Raw genomic sequence first — 21,511 nt, 5'->3', positions numbered from 1 at the left:
CCCTTTAATTGAGCGTGGAAGAGGGTTGCTCCGGCCGAATGCGAATGCTTAAACCCTGAGGCGGGTTCAGGCTTAAATCCATCTGGTAGTGATGATGTTGGAGCAGCGCTTTCACCAAAGCCAGCCCTAAACCATGACCCTGTTGCTGGGCAGATTTACGCCAGAAGCGCCGGGTCATCTGGGTCAGTTCAGCGGCAGTCAGCCCCTGACCATCATCTTGTACCAGCAGTTGCTGATCATGCATGGCAATTGCAATCCGGCTTAAGCCTTGGGCATGTAACAGGGCATTTTCCAGCAGATTTTTCAGGATGGTCTGCAAGCTCAGCGGTGGTAGTTGCAGGGTCTGCAGATTTTCCCAATCGACCTGCAATACGCTATTTAAATGCGGATAAACCGGACTTAATTCTTCTATCACTTGTCTTAAAACCGGCGCGACTTCGGTGGTATCTGAATCTGGGGCAGCTTGCGCAGCGTCATGATCGGTCTGGCTCAGTAATAACAATTGTTCCAGCAACTGCTGATAGCGCCAGATACTGTTTTCGGCCTGTTTCAGGTTTTCAATCAGCTTGCTGGCCTGCGCCGGATTTTGCTCGACCATCATCCGGCTGAGTTGTACATGGGTTTTAATTGCAGTTAAAGGACTACGCAGTTCATGCGCGGCATAGGCGGTAAACAGTTTTTCATTTTCCAGACTATGGTGCAGGTTCTGAATCAGCTGATTGGAATTATCGACAAAAGGCTGGACTTCTTTGGGAATTTTACGCGCATCTAGATGTTGCAGATAATGCGCCGCATCTGACAGCGAATGCTGTTTATCTGCCAGTTGCTGGGCCATATCATCTAAAGGGCGGAATTCTTTACGCAGAATATGAATCACCAGCGCCATACAGATCAGTAGCGATAACACCAGTGGAATCAGCACCGATTGCAGAATCTGTTGCAATAAAGAGGCTCTAAGCACCAGCCGTTCTGCGGCCACCACCTGAATATCACCTTTACGCAGCACATAACTGCGCCATTCCACACCATTTTCCTGCCAGGTACTAAAGCCCGGTTGCTGTCCGGTTAGCTGCACCGGCGCACCGCGGGTGCGAGCCACCACATACGGCCCCAAGGTAATATCCGAGCTAAACACCGACACCTCACAGGCAATCAGGTTTTGCGCATGATACTGTTCGGCCACCTGTTTTAAGGAATCGGGATTAATTTCCTGGAGCGGCAAATGCTGAATCAGCCGCGCCACCATTTGTGCAGAGGCAAACAGGCGCTGATCCAGCGTATCTTGCAGCCGCTGCTGCAAATCATAATACAGCCAGCAAAACACCAGACTCCACAGGCTAAGAAACACCACCATAAACATGCTGACCAGCCGCCATTTTAAACTGTAGTTCTGCATATTCAGCTCTCGGTTTCCGGTACTTTAAACATATAGCCCACACCACGAATGGTCTGAATCAGCTGCGGCTCTAGTTTCTGGCGTAAATGATAAATATGCACATTCAGCGCGTTGCTCTCGATACTGTCCTGATAGCCATACAGTTTATCGAGCAGCTGTTCATTTTTTAAAATCTGGTTGGGATGGCTCATCAGGGTTTCCAGCAGGCTGTATTCACGCCGTGACAGAGTCACCGGCTGCTGCTGGAACGTCACTTCCTGGGTATCGCGGTTTAACTGCAAATCGCCCAGTTGTAACAGATTGGAAGAAAAACCTCGATTACGCCGTGCCAGCGCATGAATACGGGCAATCAGCTCATCCAGTTCAAAGGGTTTGGTCAGGTAGTCATCGGCCCCCAGATTTAAGGCTTCTACACATTGCCGGGTTTGATGCCGGGCGGTAAAACCAGTACCGGCAGATGAATTTCATCCTGGCGCCACTGCTGCAGCAGTTCCAGACCATCCTGATCGGGCAGGCCCAAATCCAGCAGGCACAAATCGACCGCACTTTGCCGGATAAAATAATCGGCAGCACGCGCAGTAGCCACATGCTCGACTGAAATATTTAAATAGTCCAGCGCTGAACAGATACTTTGGGCAATATAAGGATCATCTTCGACCAGAACCACAAACATAGTTACTCTCCACCTGAAATCCTATTTTATAAATAATGAGCTATGTTAATGTTCTCTTAATTTAATCTTTTTAATAATGAATCGGGTTTTCTACAGAAAAATGGACGTCATGATTACGCGTGTAAGTGCTTTGCTTGTGGTTCTTTGTGCATTCTGGCCAGTCTGGTCACAGGCGCAGGAGTTCTTGGCACCCGATCAGGCGTTTCAGTTTCAGGCGCGTTCTATTAGCGATGATCAGGCGGAACTGCGCTGGACCATCGCCGAGAATTATTATTTATATCATGATCAGCTGCAGGTGCGTAGCGATGCCGGTGCGCTAAAATTACAGCTGCCGGTGCCGGAAGATAAGAATGATCCGACCTTTGGCCAGACCAAGGTGCATTATCATCAGGTCAAGACCACGATTACGGTCGCGCCAAACCAGCAATTTAAAATTCAGTGGCAGGGCTGTGCCGAAAGCGGTTTATGTTATCCGGTGCAACGCGCCAGCATTCAGACCGATGCGCAAGGCTTGTTGCCCCAGTCAGATGCATCTTCAAGCGAACGGCGTTTATTAAGCGCTGCCAAACCGGTCGCGCTGGATGCACCGGCTAAAATTGAAGCGGCACCAAGTAAACCTGAAAAAACAGTACTGACAACCACACCAGCTGTAGTAGAAGCAAATGTAATTGAAGATGACGCGATTGCCGCAGTAGAGAATACAAAGCCGACAAAACTCACTGATGCTGTCGCGGCTTCAGAAATTTCAGTCGTAGCGTCTAATCCGGTGCCGGCCAGTGAAATCGCAGGCGAGACACAAACGGCAGCCGCCGCGTCATTACAATCTGAATGGAACAACGACCAGTATTTTTTCAATTTACTCTCGGAACATCATTTATTTGTTAATCTACTGATTTTTTTAGGTTTTGGTATTTTACTGGCCTTTTTACCTTGTTCTTTGCCACTGATTCCAATTTTGTCTGGCATTCTGGTACAGCGTCATCGTGGTTATCGTGCTGCGTTGATTGCGCTGGCTTTCGTACTGGGTATGGCCGCAGTGTATGCGGTGATGGGACTGGCGGTTGCACAACTGGGCTATAGTTTCCAGCGCTGGTTCCAAAGCCCGATCTTTATTGGCATTTTTGCGGTGCTATTTATCTTGTTTGCCTTGAACCTGTTTGGGGTGTATCAGCTGTCCTTACCACAAGGTTTATTACAACGACTGGACCGATGGCAGCAAAAACAGCAGGGCGGTACGCTGGTCGGTGCTGCGTTAATGGGGATGATTTCCGCGCTGATTGTAGGTCCGTGTATGAGCGCGCCTTTGGCTGGTGCTTTGCTGTTCGTATCGCAGTTGGATCAGCCGGTACTCGGCGCGACCTATCTGTTTGTACTGGGTCTGGGCCTCGGGATTCCTTTATTTATTGCCGCTGTATTTGGCGCCAAATATTTACCGAAACCGGGTATGTGGATGGACCGGTTGAAATTCAGTTTCGGCTTTTTAATGCTGGCGCTGGCGGTTTATTTCGCCCGCCCATTGCTGCCGACTGTGGCCTATTTCCTGTTGATGGGCATTATTTTCCTGGCACTGGCGATTTACTGCTTCGATTTAATCCGCAGACATCTGCAAGGCAAAATCTCGCGTGTTGGCGTTATTGTACTGGCGCTGGCCATGACCGCTATTAGTATTTGGCATATTCAACATGGCCTTCAGCAGATGGGCGCAGTCCATGCCCAACAAACACTCAGCTGGCAAAAGGTGCATACCCAGCAGGAACTGGTACAGCTGCTACAGCAAAACAGTGGACGCAGTATCGTGATTGATGTCTATGCCGACTGGTGTGTGGCCTGTCAACCGGTAGAAAATGAAGTCCTGCCCCGTACCGATGTACAGGCAGCCTTGCAGGATGTGGTACGGATTAAACTGGATTTAACCGAGTATCATCCATCTCAAGATGAATTACTGCGTGACTGGCAGATTCTTGGTCCACCGACCATGATTTTCCTGGACAGTCAGCAGCAGGAACAGCGTACTTTACGTTTAACTGGTACCTTTAGCGCGACCCAACTTATTCAGCGCTTACAGCAACTTCAGCAGGCAAAAACACCATGATGGTTTCTGCAACGGCGCTGCATATAGGCCCACTGATGTTGCCGTGGCAGATTGTGCTGCTGCTCACCGGATTAGTGCTGGTGTATGGGGCAGGGCGATATTTCAGACACAAACAGCAATGGCCTGAACCTAGCTGGTGCATCTTTAGTGACAGCTTGTGGACATCATTGTGGGTGGGATTAATTGCCGCACGACTGGTTTTTGTGCTGATGCATGCCGATCTTTATCTGGCGACACCACTGGATATAATCAAGATTCAGGACAAAGGCTTTCATTTTTATGGTGGATTGATTGCCGGCATTGGGTGGTTTTTATGGAAAAACCGGGCATTGGCCAATCTGCCTAAAGCGATATTGATCGCGCTATTTGTTGCGATCCAGCTTTGTCTGAATTGGGGTATTCAAACGGTCTTGCCACAGCAGAATCAGTATCCTGATCTGCAATTTCAAAATTTACAGCAGCAACAGGTGCCACTACAGCACTGGGTCAGCAAACCGACCGTCATTAACCTGTGGGCCAGCTGGTGTCCGCCGTGTCACCGGGAAATGCCGGTTTTACATCAGGCCCAGCAGGATTATCCGGACATTCATTTTGTAATGCTGAATCAGGGCGAAACGACTGACACCGTACAGGATTATTTGCGTCAGCATGGTTTTAATTTCCAGCATGTCCTGTTTGATCCTCAAGGTGACATGGCCACCCAGATGAATATGTATGGCTTGCCAAGCACCTTGTTCTTTAATGCACAAGGACAGCTCGTGCATCGGCATATGGGCGAACTGACCCAGCCGATGCTGCGTCGCTATATCAATGATCTTTCTGCTCCATCTTCAAAATAACAGGAAATTCTCATGAAAATGATCTATCCCGCTGCGTTGTTCCTGCTGCTGTTAAATACGACAGCATTTGCCCAGACTGATCTGAAAAAACAGATTGAGCAGGAAGGCTTTAAATTTATCAAACAGATTGAAGCGCCAGAAAAAATGACCGGATGGGCCGGGCATATGCAGCAAAGTCCGGCGACCGTGTTTATTTCCAATGACCAGAAATATTACATTATTGGCGATTTGCACAATGCCAAGGGTGAGAACCTGACCATCAAAGCGCTTGAAACCCATGTCAAAGACGCCGTGCTGGATGATGTCTGGAAAAGTCTGGAAAACTCCACCTGGATTCAGGACGGACAAAAAGATGCGCCGCGGATTGTATATGTATTTTCAGACCCGAATTGTCCGTATTGCCATACCTTCTGGCAAAAGGCACGTCCGTGGGTGAAGGCGGGGAAGGTACAGCTTAGACATATTCAGGTGGCAGTCATTCGTGATGAGAGTCGCGGGCAAGTGGCAACCATGCTGATGGCTAAAAATCCACAGCAGGTGTTTACCAGTTACAATGCTAACAAAGGGCAAAACAAGTTAAAAATTACCAAGAATATCCCTGCTGATATTGCTGCAAAAATAGATGCCAATCAGGAACTGATGGCTAAATATGGTTTCTTTGCCACTCCGTCGATGGTGTGGAAAAACCAGCAAGGCGAGTTTAAGTCCGCCCAAGGGATGATGGAGGATTTAAGAGAGATTTTTGAGAAGTAAAAGGTTCATGAACAATGGCAGATGTTGTTTAGGTTAGCGCTTGGGGCGTAAAAAATCTTCCCCTTGTGGAATGCTGTTCCTCACCTCTTTAATAAAGAGGGGTTAGGGGAGATTAGATATAAAAAAGACTGTCGCTAAGGGCAGTTTTTGATCATAACTTGCTAATAATGACAATTGTCGCTATTATGTACTTAATACAGCCGCCACGCTTAGTTCTTCTTTTGAAGTCCGCGCAACCTTGGCGGTTTTTTATGCCTCGATTTTAGTGAATTATGTTAAAACCTTATAATAAAAAGCCTTTATCATATGCTGAGCAAGTGCATCATCTACAGTCTAAAGGATTGAGTATTCATAATGTTGCTTGGGCTGAAGGAATATTGGCAAAATATGGTTATTATCGCTTAAGTGCATATTGGTATCCTTACCGAATAAGGTCAGGAAATAATGTCTTAGATCGATTCAAGCCGGGCACTTCGTTTGAAAAAATTGTGCAATTATATGAATTTGATACTGAATTACGATTACAAATATTCGGTGCTATCGAAATTATAGAAACGTTTTTACGAACGAAATTAACGTATTATCTCGGTCATCAATATGGTGCATTTGGTATCTACAATGCACAAAATTTTTATCCCAAATTTAACCATAGAAAATTTTTAGAAACATGCAACAAAGAAGTTGGACGCTCTAAAGATACGTTCATCTAGCATTTTCAACAAAATTATGATGGTTTTCCTCAAATCCCAATCTGGATGCTGACAGAAGTTTTAAGTTTTGGTTCATTGTCATTTTTATATAGTGGTTTAATAAATAATAAGGCTAACAATAAAGAAGATAAGAAAGCAATCGCACAGCATTTTTCTTTGCATCATGAAAAATTAGCTGAATGGTTGCATATATTGACCTATGTGAGAAATATTTGTGCCCATCATGGACGGTTATGGAATAAAGAATTAGCTATTAAATCTAAAGCCGACAAAGATCCAAATTGGCAATCACCGATTACACCGACGAATAAACGTATCTTCTATGTACTCTTAATCTTAAAAACCTTGCTAAGACCGACAGGATTTGATTCAGAGTGGTGCTATCAATTGAATAAACTCTTAAAACCTATTGTGAAAGATGAAAATTGGCGTGTTGCGATGGGTTTTCCTGGTAATTGGGAAGAACATCCTATTTGGAGCTTATGAAATATGGTAAAAAAAATACCAGAATTTTTAGAAGGTCGTAGCCCTGATCGTCAAAATCGCATTTTGGAAAATACAAAAATAATCTTAAAAGATTGTGTTATGGATGAGGTTTATTTATTACAACTAGCAGAAAAAGCGAAAAGTGAAGAAACTATCAGGATAACTTTAGCTGACTTAAGAGTTCGAGTTCACAAAAACCGCACTTAAAAGTTTGATAAGCTGAAACCGCGTATCGCTTAGTCTATCAAGTCATTGACGCCAAAATTGTGGTGCTTGTTTTAGACGTTGACTGCCGTGACACCATTTTTAAAAAGATGTAAAAAAGACCGCTATATTGCGGTCTTTTTAGTATTTAGACTTTTATAATTTCACCAACTCCACCCGACGGTTTTTCGCCTTACCATCTTCAGTCGCATTATCTGCAACAGGCTGAGTATCCCCAAAACCTTTGGCTGTCAGACGATTTGTATCAATGCCTGCTTTGGTTAGAGCAGTCACCACAGCTTGCGCACGTTGCTCAGACAATTTTAAATTATGCGCCGCATCGCCTGTATTATCAGTATGTCCGTAAATGCCAAGTTTTAAATCATCGTTATCTTTCAGTAAAGCAATAATCTGATCTATTTGTTCTTGTGAGTCTGGCAAAATATCGGCTTGATCTGTGGCAAAGTTAATTTGCACACTCACTTTACTGTCCTGATCCAGACTTTGTTTCAGTGCACCTGAAGTCAGTGCTTTGGCAGTGATATTTAAGGGCTGACTTTCCGCTACCATTAAACCCATATAGTGGCCAGATTGTGCCAAATGGAACCAAATATTTTTATCCGCTTGTCGAATCACATACGTTTGCGCAGGGTAATTATAAATATCAGCCAAACCTGAACCATGTTGCACCCGAATGGCATCAGGCAGACTGTTGGCAAGCTCTTTGGGGATTTGACTATTGGCAACTTCTACACCACCAAGCTGTTTAATTACCGCATCAAGATTACGCTGTATTTCTAAATAACTGCCTTCTTTATAATCTGATTTAGCGGTAATACCCGAACTAAACAGTTTTCCCTCAACCCAGTGAAAGTCATGTCCTGTCCAAAACGGCACACGTTCAAAATTTCGTTTTTCATCATTCTGATAGCGATAGCCCTCTGGTAATGCAATATAAGGAAACTCACCAAGCACTGCGGTCGAAATGGGGATGTTATTCAGGTCAAAATCAGAGCTGGCTTTGGCAGTTTCATTTGCATCTGATGTGATTTCAGAAGTACTGACTTCAGTTTCAGCCTGATCAGAAGTCGGTTTGGCACAGCCATACATAAGTGCCAGTACACAACTTAAACTTAGCCCCAAGATTATTTTTTGAAAAGTCATCGGATATTTCCTTATTTTACTGATCTTAATATTCTGCTTGTATTTTAAGCAGTATAGCTGAGCCGGTTTAAATTTTCATTTTTTATAGAGGCTGAGCGTCGCTAAGTCGTTTCTCAAGGAAATTGGGCTACAGGAGATCGTTGCATCCATTCGTTCAATATAAAAGGTAAATCACTGATCATTTACAAGCTTAACGCCTTGATTTTTCCTCATCTTCAACTGAGCCAAATTCATGTTGATGCTTTTATAGATATTTTTATATAAGCGCCGTTTGACCTAAACAGACCAGATCCAAATATTTAGGCGAGCCAATTTTTTATTCCATCAAGAAGCTCATTTTCTTCAACAAAATGTGAAGATACTTAGCTAAAATAAAAATTATAAATAATTGTTTTTTATTATAATTTTAAAATTTGTTTTGATTTTAAATCTAGCATTGCTTTGACTTTTTCCTGCTAGAAAAAAAGGACTCGAGTGACAACTAATAGGGCAGTCTATTTTTCTGTTCTCTTTCCTTAAATAACGATATTAAAACCTCAACATGAATTTTATTCATTATTGACTTAGATTAAATCATTTTTATTCATCTTAGGGTTCACGTATAACTAAAACCAGAAAGACATTCAGATTTTTATTTTTAGATATTTAAAGCGGTGGAACAGATGAGTCAACAGTTTGCATGTTCAATTCAACGTATTCGTTTTGATGAAAACTATCAACCAGCGGACAGTACCCGTTTAACAACCAACTTTGCCAATCTGGCGCGTGGCGAAAGCCGTGAACAGAACCTGCGTAATACGCTGCGCATGATCAATAACCGTTTTAATGCCTTGGCACATTGGGATAATCCGAAGGGTGACCGTTATTCACTGGAAATTGATATTGTATCTGCAGATCTTGATGTCGAAGGCAATGGTAACGCCTTTCCAGCCATTGAAATGCTGAAATCGACGATTGTTGATCATCGTACCAATCAGCGTATTGAAGGCATGATCGGAAACAGTTTTTCATCGTATGTACGTGATTATGACTTTAGCGTGCTTTTATTGTCCCAAGGCCATAAAGCCGGGGAAATGCCTGACAACTTTGGTGATTTGCACGGCAAGCTGTATCAGTACGTGGTGAATTCCGAGGCGTTCCAGTCACAGTTTAATAAACAGCCGGTGATCTGCCTGAGCGTATCGACCACCAAAACCTATTATCGTACCGCCAATGTTCATCCGGTGCTGGGTGTTGAATATCAGCAAAATGAATACTCAAGAACAGATCATTATTTCGCAAAAATGGGTTTAACCGTTCGCTATTTTAAACCGGAAAATAGTGCTGCACCTTTGGCGTTCTATTTTAGCGGTGATTTATTGGCAGATTATACCGATCTTGAATTAATCAGCGCGATTAGCACCATGGAAAGCTTCCAGAAGATTTATCGTCCTGAAATTTACAATGCCAACTCGACTGCTGGTCAGGTCTATCAACCTAGTCTTGAGTACTCGGATTATTCCTTAACGCAAATTGTCTATGACCGTGTCGAGCGTAGCCAGCTGGCCGTAAAACAGGGCAAGTGGACAGAAGAACACTTTATCAAACCGTATCAGCACATTCTGGAACAGTGGGCTGCCAGCTACACCGTAGAAACCAACGCTGCTTAATTCAACGTATAGAGATAGAAGATTAAAGATGAGCATTTTACTCCCAACTTCAACCGCAGGCAGCTTACCGAAACCGTCTTGGCTGGCAGAACCGGAACAACTCTGGTCGCCGTGGAAACTTGAAGGCGATGCACTACGTGAAGCCAAACAGGATGCCTTGAGCCTGTCACTGCATGAACAGTTACTGGCCGGGATTGATATTGTCAGTGATGGTGAACAAACCCGTCAGCATTTTGTCACCACCTTTATTGAACATCTCGAAGGTGTGGATTTTGAAAAACGGGAAACGGTGCGTATCCGTAACCGTTATGATGCCAACGTACCTTCGGTGATCAGTGAAGTAACCCGGAAACAGCCAGTGTTTGTGAAAGATGCCAAGTTTTTACGCAGCCAGACCACTCAGCCAATTAAATGGGCTTTGCCGGGTCCAATGACCATGATTGATACCCTGTACGATGGTCATTACAAAAGCCGTGAAAAACTGGCCTGGGAATTTGCCAAAATCCTGAATCAGGAGGCAAGGGAACTCGAAGCGGCTGGGGTCGATATTATCCAGTTTGATGAACCTGCTTTTAACGTGTTCTTTGATGAAGTCAATGACTGGGGCGTGGCCACACTGGAACGCGCACTGGAAGGACTGAAATGCGAAACCGCCGTGCATATCTGTTATGGCTATGGCATTAAAGCCAATACCGACTGGAAAAAAACCTTAGGCTCTGAATGGCGACAATATGAAGCCGTATTCCCGAAATTGCAACAATCCAAAATTGATATTGTATCGCTGGAATGCCAGAACTCGCGCGTACCGATGGACCTGATTGAGCTGATCCGTGGCAAAAAAGTCATGGTTGGCGCTATTGATGTGGCCACCAACCAGATTGAAACCGCAGAAGAAGTGGCCAATACCTTGCGTAAGGCCTTGCAATTTGTCGATGCCGACAAGCTTTATCCATCGACCAACTGTGGTATGACGCCGTTATCACGTCAGGTGGCGCAAGGTAAACTGCGTGCTTTAAGCGCTGGCGCCGATATTGTGCGTCAAGAATTGAGTGCTTAACGCGCAGGTACATCATGTGGCAGAGCTGATGGGAATGGATGGAAAACATCTGGCCCATCCGCTTAACAACCATTTCAAGCATAACCCAAGAAAATGAAGGAATCCGGTGATGATTGAAGCAGCAGACTTTAGAAATGCCATGTCTTTGCTCAGCAGCGCGGTCAATGTGGTGACCACGGCTGGGGCATCTGGTGTGCATGGATTTACCGCATCTGCCGTGTGTAGTGTAACCGATACACCACCGACCTTATTGGTTTGCATGAATCAGACCTCACGTTCACACGCCCATTTTATTGAAAATAAAGTCTTGAGCGTGAATGTGCTAGGCGCGCAGCATCAGCAGATCTCCAATGTCTTTGCTTCCAAAATGAAGTCTGAAGAGCGCTTTCAATATGGAACCTGGACCGAACTGGAAACCGGCGCACCGGTGTTAACAGATGCCTTGACCAGCTTTGATTGCGAGATTGAGCAGATTCAGCAGGTGGGTACGCATAGCATTTTTATGTGCCGTGTGCTGGCCATTCAGCACAGTCAGCAAGAACATGGTCTGGTGTATTTTAATCGTGCCTATCATCAGGTTGGTGAGCTGGAACTTGCTTAAGGCGCCTTGTCTTTAATTTCAAATTATTCAGTCAGTATTTCGTGGAAATTATCATTTTTTTAATTATCGGGGCATGCGCAGGTTTTGCCGCTGGGCTGTTTGGGGTCGGTGGCGGAACAATCATTGTACCACTGTTATATATCGTGTTTATGCAGATGGGTTATAGTCCGGATGTGATTATGCATTTGGCTTTAGGTACATCGCTAGCAACTATTGTGATCACCTCTATCAGTTCATTGATGGCGCACCATAAGAACGAGGCAGTGCTGTGGCCAGTCTTTAGACATCTAGCTCCGCCTATGGCCATTGGATGCTTTTTCGGTGCAGGGATTGCCGGTTTAATTTCGGGCTTACATTTGCAGATTGTGGTAGGAATCTTTCTGATCTGGGTGGCGTATACCATGTTTACAGGTAGCAAAAAGCCGGCAGAGCAGGGGCGAACCTTGCCCTCAACCGGTCAACAAATCGCTGCAGGTTCGGGAATTGGTTTTGCTTCAGCCATCTTTGGGGTTGGCGGTGGCAGCTTGACCGTACCGTATCTCAACCGTTATGGCGTGGTCATGCAACAGGCAGTAGGCACATCTGCAGCCTGTGGTTTCCCCATTGCAGTTGCCGGTGCTTTGGGATTTATGATTTTTGGGATGCAGGCGCAGGTGAATGTGCCCAATACTATTGGCTTTGTTCATATTTATGCTTTTCTTGGTATTAGCATTATGAGTTTCTTTACTGCCAAACTTGGGGCGAAAACAGCACATGCATTATCGCCACAAATCCTGAAAAAATGTTTCGCCGTGTTATTGGTGATTGTGGGCTGTTTCTTTCTGGTTAAGGGTTTGGGTTAAGCTGAAGGCAATTGGAAGATAACGAATACGCTCATAATAGTGGTTTGATTATAGAGCGTATGCTTCTTAGCAGATTCATGATCTAAATAATTATCTTTAGAAGGAGCTTCCTGTTCAATTTGGATTACTTGATTTACTTAGAAGAAGTCGGTTACCTCAATTAAAAATAGATCAATAAATATTAATTTTTTTCATTTCAAAGCAGTGTTCATTGTCTGTTTTATGAAATTTTTCCTGTGAAGTTTCAAGCCAGGAAAGTACTCAATAAAATTTTTAAATAATAATTTTACATCATTAATAATAATGATTATCATTTGCCGCAAAATTAACAATTGCAATCTAGGGAATGAAAATGCGGCGATCTCAATTTAATCTTTGTCTTCTCACAATCGCTATTTCTATGCATCTTTATGCAAAAGAGAGTAGCCCAGCAGCTGCACCAGAAAAACCGGATATCACTCAACTTTCAACAATGGTGATGACCGCCACACGTACACCTAAAACAATCGCCGAGATCGCAGGGACAGTACAAACCATTCATGGCGAAGCAATTGTTCAACAAGCTGGCGCAGGTCGAAAAGTCGCGGATATTTTAGCGCAGCTTGTACCATCTTTAGCACCTAGTAGTGGAACTACAAGTAATTATGGTCAGACCATGCGTGGACGTAATGTACTGGTCATGATTGATGGAGTTTCACAGACAGGTTCACGGGATATTGCACGTCAACTGAATAGTATTAGTCCAAATATGATTGACCATATTGAGGTGGTTTCCGGCGCATCCAGTATTTATGGTTCAGGTGCAACTGGCGGTATTATTAATATTATTACCAAACGCACAGATAAATCTGAACCCGTAAGTTTTCAAACCAAGCTGGGCATCACATCAGCCGATAATTTCCGCCGTGACGGTTTAACTTACCAAGTGGGTCAAACTGCCTCATTTAGTAATGATCAAGTGGATGGATTTTTAGGCCTAGATTATACCCGCCGAGGTTCTCGATTTGATGGTCGAGGAAAGCGTATTTCATTAAGTCCTTGGCAGGGTAGCACAATGGATACCGATACCCTTGACATCAATGGCCGCTTAAACTTTGACTTAACAGATACGCAAACTTTCAGTGTAGGGTTACCCTAAACGTTATCTTTTGCCTGCAACCTATTTAACAATCACTGACTTATTCTATAGTCTATTTGGTAAGGCAAAATTGATGAAGGTCGTGGCAAAAAGTCGGTTTGCAGTCCTATCAGGTTCGGATTGTTATCAGGGTTATTATTCATTAGTTGAGGAAAACCAAAACTGGGATAACCAAGTTCCTGCACGAATCGTCCTCACTATTCCATTTTATCGCCCCATTTCCGTAAGTCATAAAATTCAGACCCCCACCTTAATGATTGGAGCAAAGCAAGACTCTTTAATTCCAATATCAAGTACACGCAAAACGGCGCAACAATCAAAGTCAATCCGCTATTTAGAAGAAGACTGTGGGCATTTTGATCTGTTTCATGCACCCTTTATCGATCGCATCCAATCGCAACATATATCATTTCTACAGCAGCTTTAATTTAAAAATTTTCTATCGATCGCTTTAAAGAAATAGCCTTATCCAGGGATAAGGCTATTTTAGCTGTTATAAGCGGTATGGCATTTATACGTGTGCTCTTGAAGACTTTAAGCTGTTTAAAAAGTCCAACTGATAACTTAAATTTTGTGAGAAGTATGGTTCAAAATAAGGGTCAAAATGGTCCGCTTCAATTTTCTTCATTTGAATGAAAGGATTTTTTACCTTTTCAATCTTTTTAGCTACGAACGGAGCGACGGTATCTTGAGTTGCCCCTACAATCAACATAGGTACTTTGACCTGCTTTAAACGTTTCCATGGGCGATAGAATCCCATAGTCAAAAGCGAACGTGCAGTAACACGATTATCATAGTCTATATTCAATTTCTCTTTAGCAAGTTCCATGGCATTCCAGGCCTGATCACGATCCATCGCTCCTAATTGACCCGGTTGTGACACAGTTGGAATGCAAATTCGTTCACCTGGTTTAATTCTGTCCGCTAAACCATACCCTAAAAATTTAAACATTTGGGGTAGAGGTACAGAACGTACTGTACTGATGCCATCTAGCATAGGAACTTGAATAATGGCACCTTTTAATTCAGGGTGTTCTGCTACTAGATCCACCACATGTCCACCACCAAATGAAGTACCCCAGGCAATAATATTGTCAGCATCCACCTGAGGCATAGACTTCAAATGGGATAATGCTTTATTAACGGTTTTTACTCTCTTCCACGGATTAATATCCTGACGCGGCAGACCTCCACTTAATCCCCAGCCTGGATAATCAAATTCCATCACAGCATAACCTTGGGTAACAAAGTGATTGATGAAAGAATCGGTCAATGCACCTTGAATACTTCCCCAACCACCTACCATTAAAACAGCAGGCAGCTTTTGTGTTGCTGACTCTTTAGGTACATGTAATGTTGCTGAGCACATATCACCTTCAGTTAGGAAGTTAGACTCATAGACTGATTTTTCAATATGTGAGGTATCAGGATATTTACGGTTTGACATATATTTTGGCCTGCTCTTAGATTTCTTGATGGCTGCCTTCCATCTTATTTCTTGTTAAAAATGCACCAGAAAATTAAATTTATTTTGATCAATCAGTAGTGCATTATTATTCTTTTACATTATCTTGAATGTTGTTCAAGATAGTATGATTTAACTATATTCTTGAATAGCATTCAAGAAGAATTTACGATACTGCTTTGATCCGTTTTATGTGATAGCACCTTAATTTTTAGTAGAGTAGGAAAACTGAATGGCCCGTAATAAACGTGTACAAGATCGGGAAGAAAAACAACAAGAGATCATTGATGCTGCACATTCGTTGTTTTTAACCGAAGGGTATGATGCGACTTCCATGAGTCGTATTGCTGTTGAAGCTAGAGTTGCCCCAAATACCATTTACTGGTATTTCAAAAATAAAGATGAATTATTGGTTAGCATCCTGAATGCTGAGTTAACCAAGCATGTAAATGAATACATGTTGCAATCATCAAAGGATCTTTCTGAACGTTTAATCTGGGTAGTGGATCAACTGCAATTAGTTGATCGCTTGGTGAGTACTGTGCATGCTAGACTGAAATTTTCGACAGAACTAAAGGAGTGGCATGAGAGATTCCATGTCATGGTGGAGGCATTGTTTCGTTTAGAGCTACAGAAGATAGGAATGTCCGCTGATCAAATTGAGCCTAGAGTAAAAATAGCTGTATTCACCATTGAAGGTCTTTTAGCTCATCAGTTATCTGAACCAGAGAAGCGGGCCGTTTGTGCAGCATTAGTTGCGAGTGCTTAAGTTAAATATGCTGATATAGAACCGTCAGACCCAATTCTTATTTAGTTTTAATTTCTAAGGAAAATTTCAAAAGGCTTGACAGTTGACATAAGCAATTTAATGGCTTACAGCCAAAGTTAGCTAAGTAATTCATTGCGAAAACTTTCAAAGGAATACTCCTAGGGCTATCAAATCCTCAAGGAAGCTATATTCAAAGCCGGCAAGATTCATAAGTTTTGGTGAATAGCCAATTCAGGTGAGAGTAAGATAAATATGAACTTATTGTATGGTGAATGGTATTTAACATAATATTGATTATACGCAATTGCGTTTGTAACTCCAAAATAGAAATGTCCGGTTTCTCCAAAGTAAAAATGTCCGCTTTTAGAATATGCACTTTTGCAATTTCGTTAGCGGACGGTTTGATATGTTGGTGTCTATGTCGGATAAAGAACTTAAACGATTGTCGGTCTTGCAGGAAATCTGCGATCAACGCATAACTCAATCCCAGGCTGCTCAGCTACTTCATATTTCAGAACGTCAGATCAGACGCTTACTGCAGAAATACAAAGCTCAAGGTCCCGCTGCATTAGCCCATGCCGGTCGTGGCCAAATCAGCAATTCCAAACTTCCTGAAGAACTCAGACTCAAGTGCCTCAATATTGTTTCTGACCAACTCCATGGTTTCGGACCCACTTTAGCGCATGAAAAGCTCACCACCGTACATGGATTCGATCTTTCAGTAGAAACCCTGCGTTCCTGGATGATTGCAGCTGACTTATGGATTCCTCGATCCAAGCGCCTGAAACGCCCGTATCAGCCTCGTTACAACCGGGATTGCTTTGGTGAACTGATCCAAATTGATGGCTCATATCATGACTGGTTTGAAGGACGCGCTGCTAAATGCTGTCTGCTGGTGTTTATCGATGATGCTACAGGAAAATTGCAGCATTTACGCTTCTGTGAATCAGAATCAGCCTTTGATTATATGATTTCAACACGCTTGTATGTTGAGCAGCATGGTAAGCCGTTGGCATTTTACAGCGACAAACATTCAGTCTTCAGGGTGAATCAAAGCAGCAAGAAAGACACCAAGATTACCCAGTTTGGACGCGTACTCAGTACCCTGAATATCGATATCATCTTCGCCAATTCACCACAGGCCAAAGGCCGTGTGGAACGTGCCAACAGAACCCTTCAGGACCGTCTGATCAAGGAGATGCGTCTGGAAGGTATCAGCTCGATTGAGCAAGCTAATGCCTGGCTACCCTGCTTCATTGAGCAGTTCAATCAGAAGTTCGCCAAGATGGCTTTTAATCCTAAGGATCTACATCGGCCTATCACTGAAACAGCCGAAGAATTAGATGATATTTTTACTTGGCGTGAACCCCGCAGAGTCACGAATAGCCTGACGATTACTTATGATAAATGCGTATATCTCCTGGAAAACACCGAAGAAAATCAAAGGTTGATCGGTAAGTATCTTGAGTTCCTGGAATACCCGGATGGTACTGTAGCCCTCATGCATGATGGCCGAAAGATCAATTACAGCCTCTTCGATAAATTAAGTCAGCTGAATCAGCGAGAGATTGTTGAGAATAAACGGTTGGGTGCTGTTCTGAATCATATCCAACAACAGCATGAAGAACTGGAACAACAAAACAAACGCAATCGTTCTCAAAAGATGCCAAGCAGACGTGCACAGAAAATAGCAATCAAAGAACGAAATCTAAATCCTGTGCTTGACTTGGAATTGTCCATATAGGACATTTCTATTTGGTTATTAGGTAGGACATTTCTACTTAGGAATAACATGCGTTGTTAGAACCCATTCAAAATGTCTATATTCTCACCAATAAAAATGTCTAGTTTATGATGGCTTAAACATCATGGACTGGATATGAAATATAGATGCTGATCACTATGTCTGACAAAGAAATTCAACGTCTTGCTGTTCTGCAAGACGTTCGAGATCAACGTATTACCCAAGTCCGTGCTGCTGAAATCCTTAATCTTTCAACCCGTCAAATTACCTGGTTATTACAGAAGCTCAATCAAGATGGTGTTTCAGGTATGGCGCATGCCAGTCGTGGTCAACCTGGCCATCGTCGCCATGATGATTTATTAAAATCAAAATGTCTTTCCATTATTTCTGAACATCTGCTGGGATTTGGACCTACCTTGGCCCATGAAAAGCTCACTACCATTCATGGATTCAACAAGTTTGTATGTCGAACAGCATGGTAAGCTTTTAGCGTTTTACAGCGACAAACATTCAGTCTTCGGGGTGAATCAAAGCAGCAAGAAAGACACCAAGATTACGCAATTTGGGCGCGTACTCAGCACCCTGAATATCGATATTATCTTCGCCAACTCACCACAAGCCAAAGGCTGTGTAGAACGGGCGAATAGAACCCCTCAGGATCGTCTGATCAAAGAGATGCGCCTGGAAGGCATCTGTTCGATTGAGCAAGCGGAATGCCTGGCTGCCCTGCTTTATAGAGCAATTTAACTAACTGTGCGAAATTCCCCATCTGTAATCTTTGATTTAGGTGGGGATAGATAGCACGACTTTGGGACTTACTCATATCCTTCTTGGTTTTGTATGTACTTTTGAAAGATAGTATTGCTCAAGCTCATCAATAGGCATCGGTTTGCCAAACAAATAGCCTTGATAATGGTAACAGCCCTGTTTTTCTAATATATCTCGTTGGGCTTCAGTTTCAACTCCCTCAGCAATTACAGAAATTCCCAAAGTTTTAGCCAAAACAATAATCATTTTCACAATTTCGGCATCATTACTACTCACCACGATATCACGAACAAAACCTTGATCAATTTTCAACTGATCAATTGGAATACGTTGTAAATAAGCCAGAGAAGAATAACCAGTCCCAAAGTCATCTAGAGAAAATATCACTCCATAACGTTTAAGAATGGTCATTTTTTCAATAATATCTTCTATACGCATGACTAGGGCACTTTCGGTAAGTTCAAGTTTGAGCAAGTGTGCCGGAGCTTGGGTACGCTCCAGAATTTCGAGTACGTCTTGAACAAACTCCTCACGCCTAAACTGACTTGCACTGACATTCACGGCGATGCTGAGATGAGCTGTTTTCGGGTGTTTAGCCCATTCTCCTAATTGCTGGCAGGCACTTTCGAGTACCCACTGACCCAGTGAAATCATAAAGCCATTTTCTTCTGCTATAGGGATAAAACGGGCAGGAGAAATCATTCCTTTAACTGGATGACGCCAACGTAACAAGGCTTCTACTCCTATCATCCGCTCTGCACCATTTACTTGTGGCTGGTAATGCAACATAAGCTGATTTTTTTCCAACGCTTGACGCAAGCCGGCATCAATCTCGGCACGTTCCTCAACCTGGGATTGAATCCGTAGATCAAAGAAGCGATAGGTATTTCGGCCATAATTCTTTGCTTCAAACACTGCCATTTGGGCACGTTTAATTGGATCCTGTAGGTTTTCCTCTGCATCTTGACCAAACAGGCTAATCCCGATACTTGCTGAACTACGGTACTCAGAGTTAGTGAAAAAGTATGGTTGAGCGAGTCTTTGCAAAATATCTTTTGCAGTTTTTTCTGCTCGTTGGATAGCCTCCATCTCGGAGTTTCCAAGCTGATCAAGCAGTACCACAAACTCATCACTCGTAAATCGAGCAACCATTTGATTTGCTTCTATGTATTCTGACAGGCGCGTTGCGACTTGCTTTAATAAGCGATCGCCAGTCTCATGACCTTCTGTATCATTCAATACTTTAAAGTGATCCAGATCAATGCACAGAAGTGCTCCCCACCATTTTTTATTTTCCGCTTCTTGTAGGCTCTGTTCAAGATGCTCGAGAAACAGGCTACGGTTAGGTAATTGGGTCAGAGAATCATAGAATGCAAGCAAGCGTACTTTTTCTTCTGAAGCTTTGTAGGCAGAAATATCGGTAATAGAAGACACATAATGCGTCGTTTCGCCATTCCTATCACGTACAGCCGCAATCAAGATGTGCTGTGGATACAATTCTCCATTTTTACGCTTATTCCATATTTCACCTTGCCAAGATCCTGTGGTACGAATAAGCTCCCACATGGTGGCATAGAATTTTTTGTCGTGCCTGCCCGATTGAAAGATTTTTGGTGTATTACCGATCAACTCTTGCTGGCTATAACCGCTAATTTCTGTTAATGCACGATTGGTCCGTAAAATAACTCGCTGAGAATCTGTAATCATCATTCCAACCTGGGATTCAAATGCAGTTGCAGCGATACGCTGATTTTCTTCAGCTTTTTTACGTTCAGTAATATCACGTGCCGAGCAGAAGAAAACCTCTTCATTATCAAGATGCACTAGAACTGAACTGACTTCTACTGGATAACACTCACCTTGAGCATTCTGATAATAAGTTTCGAAGCGAATACCTTCTGGATTTAAAACACCTGTATTGATCAAATCTTGAAGATCTGTTTCATTATAGCCGTTATCCCAATAACTCAGCGTTTGTCCTACAACTAGTCGTGGAGTGCTGCCTATCATACGAAAAAACGAATCACTCCCTTCAATGAGCCGGCCTTGTCTATCTAGTATATGAATACCATCTTTAGCATTCTGCAACAGCATCTGACTACGACGATTACTTAATATATTGGCCCGGATTTGATACCAAACTAAGTATGTTGTAATCGCAGTAACTACAAGAAAGAGCAACCCAAACAAAATAGCTTTAATTAGTTCATGATACCATTGAGCCAGATAGTCTTCTTTTGCATAAGCAACAACAACAAAAACAGGCATAGTGCTTAATCTACGGAAGTGTCCCATACGTGGGACTTTATCTATTGTTTGTTGACTATAAATACTACCAAACTGTGCTCTGGAATGAACCAGTTGTGACAGTTCTGGTGGTGCACTTACAAAACCCACTAGGCCTTTCGGAGTTTGGAGCACGGGATTGCGGGCGATAATTCGCATATTCAGGTCTTGCACCAACAGCACCCCTTTAGGGCCTACATCCAGATCTGCAATCAGATGATTAAAGTAACTAGCAGGTAATGTAGAGACGATCATACCTGCAAAAGTTCCATCCGGCTGGTTGTAACGTCGTGCAAATAGATGAACCCAGCCTTGACCATTAGGATCTCTTATTAGTTTCGTAACAAACAGTTGATCTGTATCATTCTGTTGAACATCTTTAAAAAAACGATAGTTGGCGTAATTCCAAGTCTCATTACTAATATCACTATCGCCAAATTGGACTTGACCTTTGATATCGGTGATATGAATTCGTGTAACAGAACCGATCCAGTCTTTTTGTTTTTGAATAAAGCTAGAAATATCTCTATCATTTATTTGTTTTTTTTCACGTAATTCTTTTTCTACATAAGCTTGTAACGTATGTAAAGATAAATCAATTTCTTTTGAGCTACTGCTAATTCTTTTTTCAAGAAGTAAAGTTAAATTTTCTATATGAATTCTAACTTCAGCTTCTTCGCGCTCATGTGAAGTATATAAGGTATAAGCAAATAAACTAATCATGAAAATATTCACGATTACAAATGCTAAAAAAAGAAAGATAAAAATTGATTTGTTTTTTGACAACATATTCGCTCTGTAAGATATAAGTTCTCTTTGCGCTGCCAATGCAACGCCCCCCAAGATTCAATCTTTTAAGCAACAAATTAGATTAC

At 42.8% G+C, this 21,511-nt stretch carries 15 protein-coding genes and 4 pseudogenes; 14 read left to right on the top strand and 5 right to left on the bottom strand.

Going from position 1 to position 21,511, the window contains the following annotated elements:
* Window positions 1-4: 4 nt before the first annotated feature.
* Window positions 5-1,396 (bottom strand): ATP-binding protein, encoded by a 1,392-nt coding sequence (locus HHA43_RS06305; protein ID WP_168542095.1) that lies wholly within the window; start codon window positions 1,394-1,396, stop codon window positions 5-7.
* Window positions 1,397-1,398: 2 nt separating this feature from the next.
* Window positions 1,399-2,069 (bottom strand): annotated as a pseudogene (locus HHA43_RS06300) (response regulator transcription factor).
* 109 nt (window positions 2,070-2,178) lie between these two features.
* Here HHA43_RS06300 and dsbD point away from each other — a divergent pair.
* The 5 genes and pseudogenes from dsbD (at window position 2,179) to HHA43_RS06275 (ending at window position 7,156) form a co-directional block, all read left to right on the top strand.
* The gene (gene dsbD / locus HHA43_RS06295; protein ID WP_168542093.1) at window positions 2,179-4,161 is read left to right on the top strand and encodes a protein-disulfide reductase DsbD; all 1,983 of its coding nucleotides are present in this window, start codon (window positions 2,179-2,181) and stop codon (window positions 4,159-4,161) included.
* Window positions 4,158-5,000 carry a TlpA disulfide reductase family protein gene (locus HHA43_RS06290; protein ID WP_168418673.1) on the top strand — a complete coding sequence of 281 codons (843 nt, stop codon included), beginning with the start codon at window positions 4,158-4,160 and terminating at the stop codon, window positions 4,998-5,000. The genes dsbD and HHA43_RS06290 overlap by 4 nt, the downstream gene beginning before the upstream one ends.
* A gap of 12 nt (window positions 5,001-5,012) precedes the next feature.
* Entirely contained in the window at window positions 5,013-5,753 is a 741-nt protein-coding gene (gene dsbG, locus HHA43_RS06285) for a thiol:disulfide interchange protein DsbG (RefSeq protein WP_168418674.1), read from the top strand.
* A gap of 272 nt (window positions 5,754-6,025) precedes the next feature.
* Window positions 6,026-6,949 (top strand): annotated as a pseudogene (locus HHA43_RS06280) (Abi family protein).
* A 3-nt stretch (window positions 6,950-6,952) separates the two neighbouring features.
* On the top strand, window positions 6,953-7,156 hold the full coding sequence (locus HHA43_RS06275; RefSeq protein ID WP_127801575.1) for a hypothetical protein: 204 nt from the start codon (window positions 6,953-6,955) through the stop codon (window positions 7,154-7,156).
* Between the two features lie 153 nt (window positions 7,157-7,309).
* On the opposite strand, the gene HHA43_RS06270 is transcribed toward HHA43_RS06275, so the two are convergent.
* A complete protein-coding gene (locus HHA43_RS06270; protein ID WP_168418676.1) occupies window positions 7,310-8,317 on the bottom strand; it encodes an OmpA family protein in 1,008 nt (335 codons plus the stop codon).
* 662 nt (window positions 8,318-8,979) lie between these two features.
* On the opposite strand from HHA43_RS06270, the gene HHA43_RS06265 reads away from it, so the two are divergent.
* From HHA43_RS06265 to HHA43_RS06240, 6 genes and pseudogenes are all read left to right on the top strand, one after another.
* A complete protein-coding gene (locus HHA43_RS06265; RefSeq protein ID WP_168418677.1) occupies window positions 8,980-9,966 on the top strand; it encodes a DUF1852 domain-containing protein in 987 nt (328 codons plus the stop codon).
* Window positions 9,967-9,994: 28 nt separating this feature from the next.
* Window positions 9,995-11,023 carry a methionine synthase gene (locus HHA43_RS06260; protein WP_168542091.1) on the top strand — a complete coding sequence of 343 codons (1,029 nt, stop codon included), beginning with the start codon at window positions 9,995-9,997 and terminating at the stop codon, window positions 11,021-11,023.
* Between the two features lie 109 nt (window positions 11,024-11,132).
* On the top strand, window positions 11,133-11,624 hold the full coding sequence (locus HHA43_RS06255; protein ID WP_160232475.1) for a flavin reductase: 492 nt from the start codon (window positions 11,133-11,135) through the stop codon (window positions 11,622-11,624).
* A gap of 41 nt (window positions 11,625-11,665) precedes the next feature.
* Window positions 11,666-12,466 carry a sulfite exporter TauE/SafE family protein gene (locus HHA43_RS06250; protein WP_168418679.1) on the top strand — a complete coding sequence of 267 codons (801 nt, stop codon included), beginning with the start codon at window positions 11,666-11,668 and terminating at the stop codon, window positions 12,464-12,466.
* Window positions 12,467-12,818: 352 nt separating this feature from the next.
* A pseudogene (locus HHA43_RS06245) lies at window positions 12,819-13,595 on the top strand (TonB-dependent receptor plug domain-containing protein); the annotation flags it as partial.
* Window positions 13,596-13,677: 82 nt separating this feature from the next.
* Complete coding sequence (locus tag HHA43_RS06240; RefSeq protein WP_075168280.1) at window positions 13,678-14,031, top strand: alpha/beta fold hydrolase; 354 nt, start codon at window positions 13,678-13,680, stop codon at window positions 14,029-14,031.
* Between the two features lie 84 nt (window positions 14,032-14,115).
* On the opposite strand, the gene HHA43_RS06235 is transcribed toward HHA43_RS06240, so the two are convergent.
* Window positions 14,116-15,051, bottom strand: a complete 936-nt coding sequence (locus HHA43_RS06235) for an alpha/beta hydrolase (protein ID WP_104492492.1) — start codon at window positions 15,049-15,051, stop codon at window positions 14,116-14,118.
* 250 nt (window positions 15,052-15,301) lie between these two features.
* On the opposite strand from HHA43_RS06235, the gene HHA43_RS06230 reads away from it, so the two are divergent.
* From HHA43_RS06230 to HHA43_RS06220, 3 genes and pseudogenes are all read left to right on the top strand, one after another.
* On the top strand, window positions 15,302-15,838 hold the full coding sequence (locus HHA43_RS06230) for a TetR/AcrR family transcriptional regulator (RefSeq protein WP_168542089.1): 537 nt from the start codon (window positions 15,302-15,304) through the stop codon (window positions 15,836-15,838).
* Between the two features lie 418 nt (window positions 15,839-16,256).
* Entirely contained in the window at window positions 16,257-17,582 is a 1,326-nt protein-coding gene (locus HHA43_RS06225; RefSeq protein ID WP_001280601.1) for an ISNCY family transposase, read from the top strand.
* Window positions 17,583-17,728: 146 nt separating this feature from the next.
* Window positions 17,729-18,330: pseudogene (locus HHA43_RS06220) on the top strand (ISNCY family transposase); the annotation flags it as partial.
* 71 nt (window positions 18,331-18,401) lie between these two features.
* Here the strand turns inward: HHA43_RS06220 and HHA43_RS06215 are convergent.
* A complete protein-coding gene (locus HHA43_RS06215) occupies window positions 18,402-21,479 on the bottom strand; it encodes an EAL domain-containing protein (RefSeq protein ID WP_228284160.1) in 3,078 nt (1,025 codons plus the stop codon).
* Between the last annotated feature and the right edge of the window lie 32 nt (window positions 21,480-21,511).

This window comes from Acinetobacter sp. A2 (genome assembly GCF_012371325.1).
Taxonomy (GTDB): domain Bacteria; phylum Pseudomonadota; class Gammaproteobacteria; order Pseudomonadales; family Moraxellaceae; genus Acinetobacter.
The sequence above is the reverse complement of the archived record's forward strand: the minus strand, read 5'-3'. Positions and strand labels throughout refer to the sequence as shown.

Coding starts and splice junctions, on each gene's coding strand:
- dsbG (WP_168418674.1), top strand. CDS start 5,013: ATGAAAATGATCTATCCCGCTGCGTTGTTCCTGCTGCTGTTAAATACG.
- dsbD (WP_168542093.1), top strand. CDS start 2,179: ATGATTACGCGTGTAAGTGCTTTGCTTGTGGTTCTTTGTGCATTCTGG.
- HHA43_RS06225 (WP_001280601.1), top strand. CDS start 16,257: ATGTCGGATAAAGAACTTAAACGATTGTCGGTCTTGCAGGAAATCTGC.
- HHA43_RS06290 (WP_168418673.1), top strand. CDS start 4,158: ATGATGGTTTCTGCAACGGCGCTGCATATAGGCCCACTGATGTTGCCG.
- HHA43_RS06230 (WP_168542089.1), top strand. CDS start 15,302: ATGGCCCGTAATAAACGTGTACAAGATCGGGAAGAAAAACAACAAGAG.
- HHA43_RS06260 (WP_168542091.1), top strand. CDS start 9,995: ATGAGCATTTTACTCCCAACTTCAACCGCAGGCAGCTTACCGAAACCG.
- HHA43_RS06275 (WP_127801575.1), top strand. CDS start 6,953: ATGGTAAAAAAAATACCAGAATTTTTAGAAGGTCGTAGCCCTGATCGT.
- HHA43_RS06305 (WP_168542095.1), bottom strand. CDS start 1,396: ATGCAGAACTACAGTTTAAAATGGCGGCTGGTCAGCATGTTTATGGTG.
- HHA43_RS06255 (WP_160232475.1), top strand. CDS start 11,133: ATGATTGAAGCAGCAGACTTTAGAAATGCCATGTCTTTGCTCAGCAGC.
- HHA43_RS06270 (WP_168418676.1), bottom strand. CDS start 8,317: ATGACTTTTCAAAAAATAATCTTGGGGCTAAGTTTAAGTTGTGTACTG.
- HHA43_RS06265 (WP_168418677.1), top strand. CDS start 8,980: ATGAGTCAACAGTTTGCATGTTCAATTCAACGTATTCGTTTTGATGAA.
- HHA43_RS06240 (WP_075168280.1), top strand. CDS start 13,678: ATGAAGGTCGTGGCAAAAAGTCGGTTTGCAGTCCTATCAGGTTCGGAT.
- HHA43_RS06235 (WP_104492492.1), bottom strand. CDS start 15,051: ATGTCAAACCGTAAATATCCTGATACCTCACATATTGAAAAATCAGTC.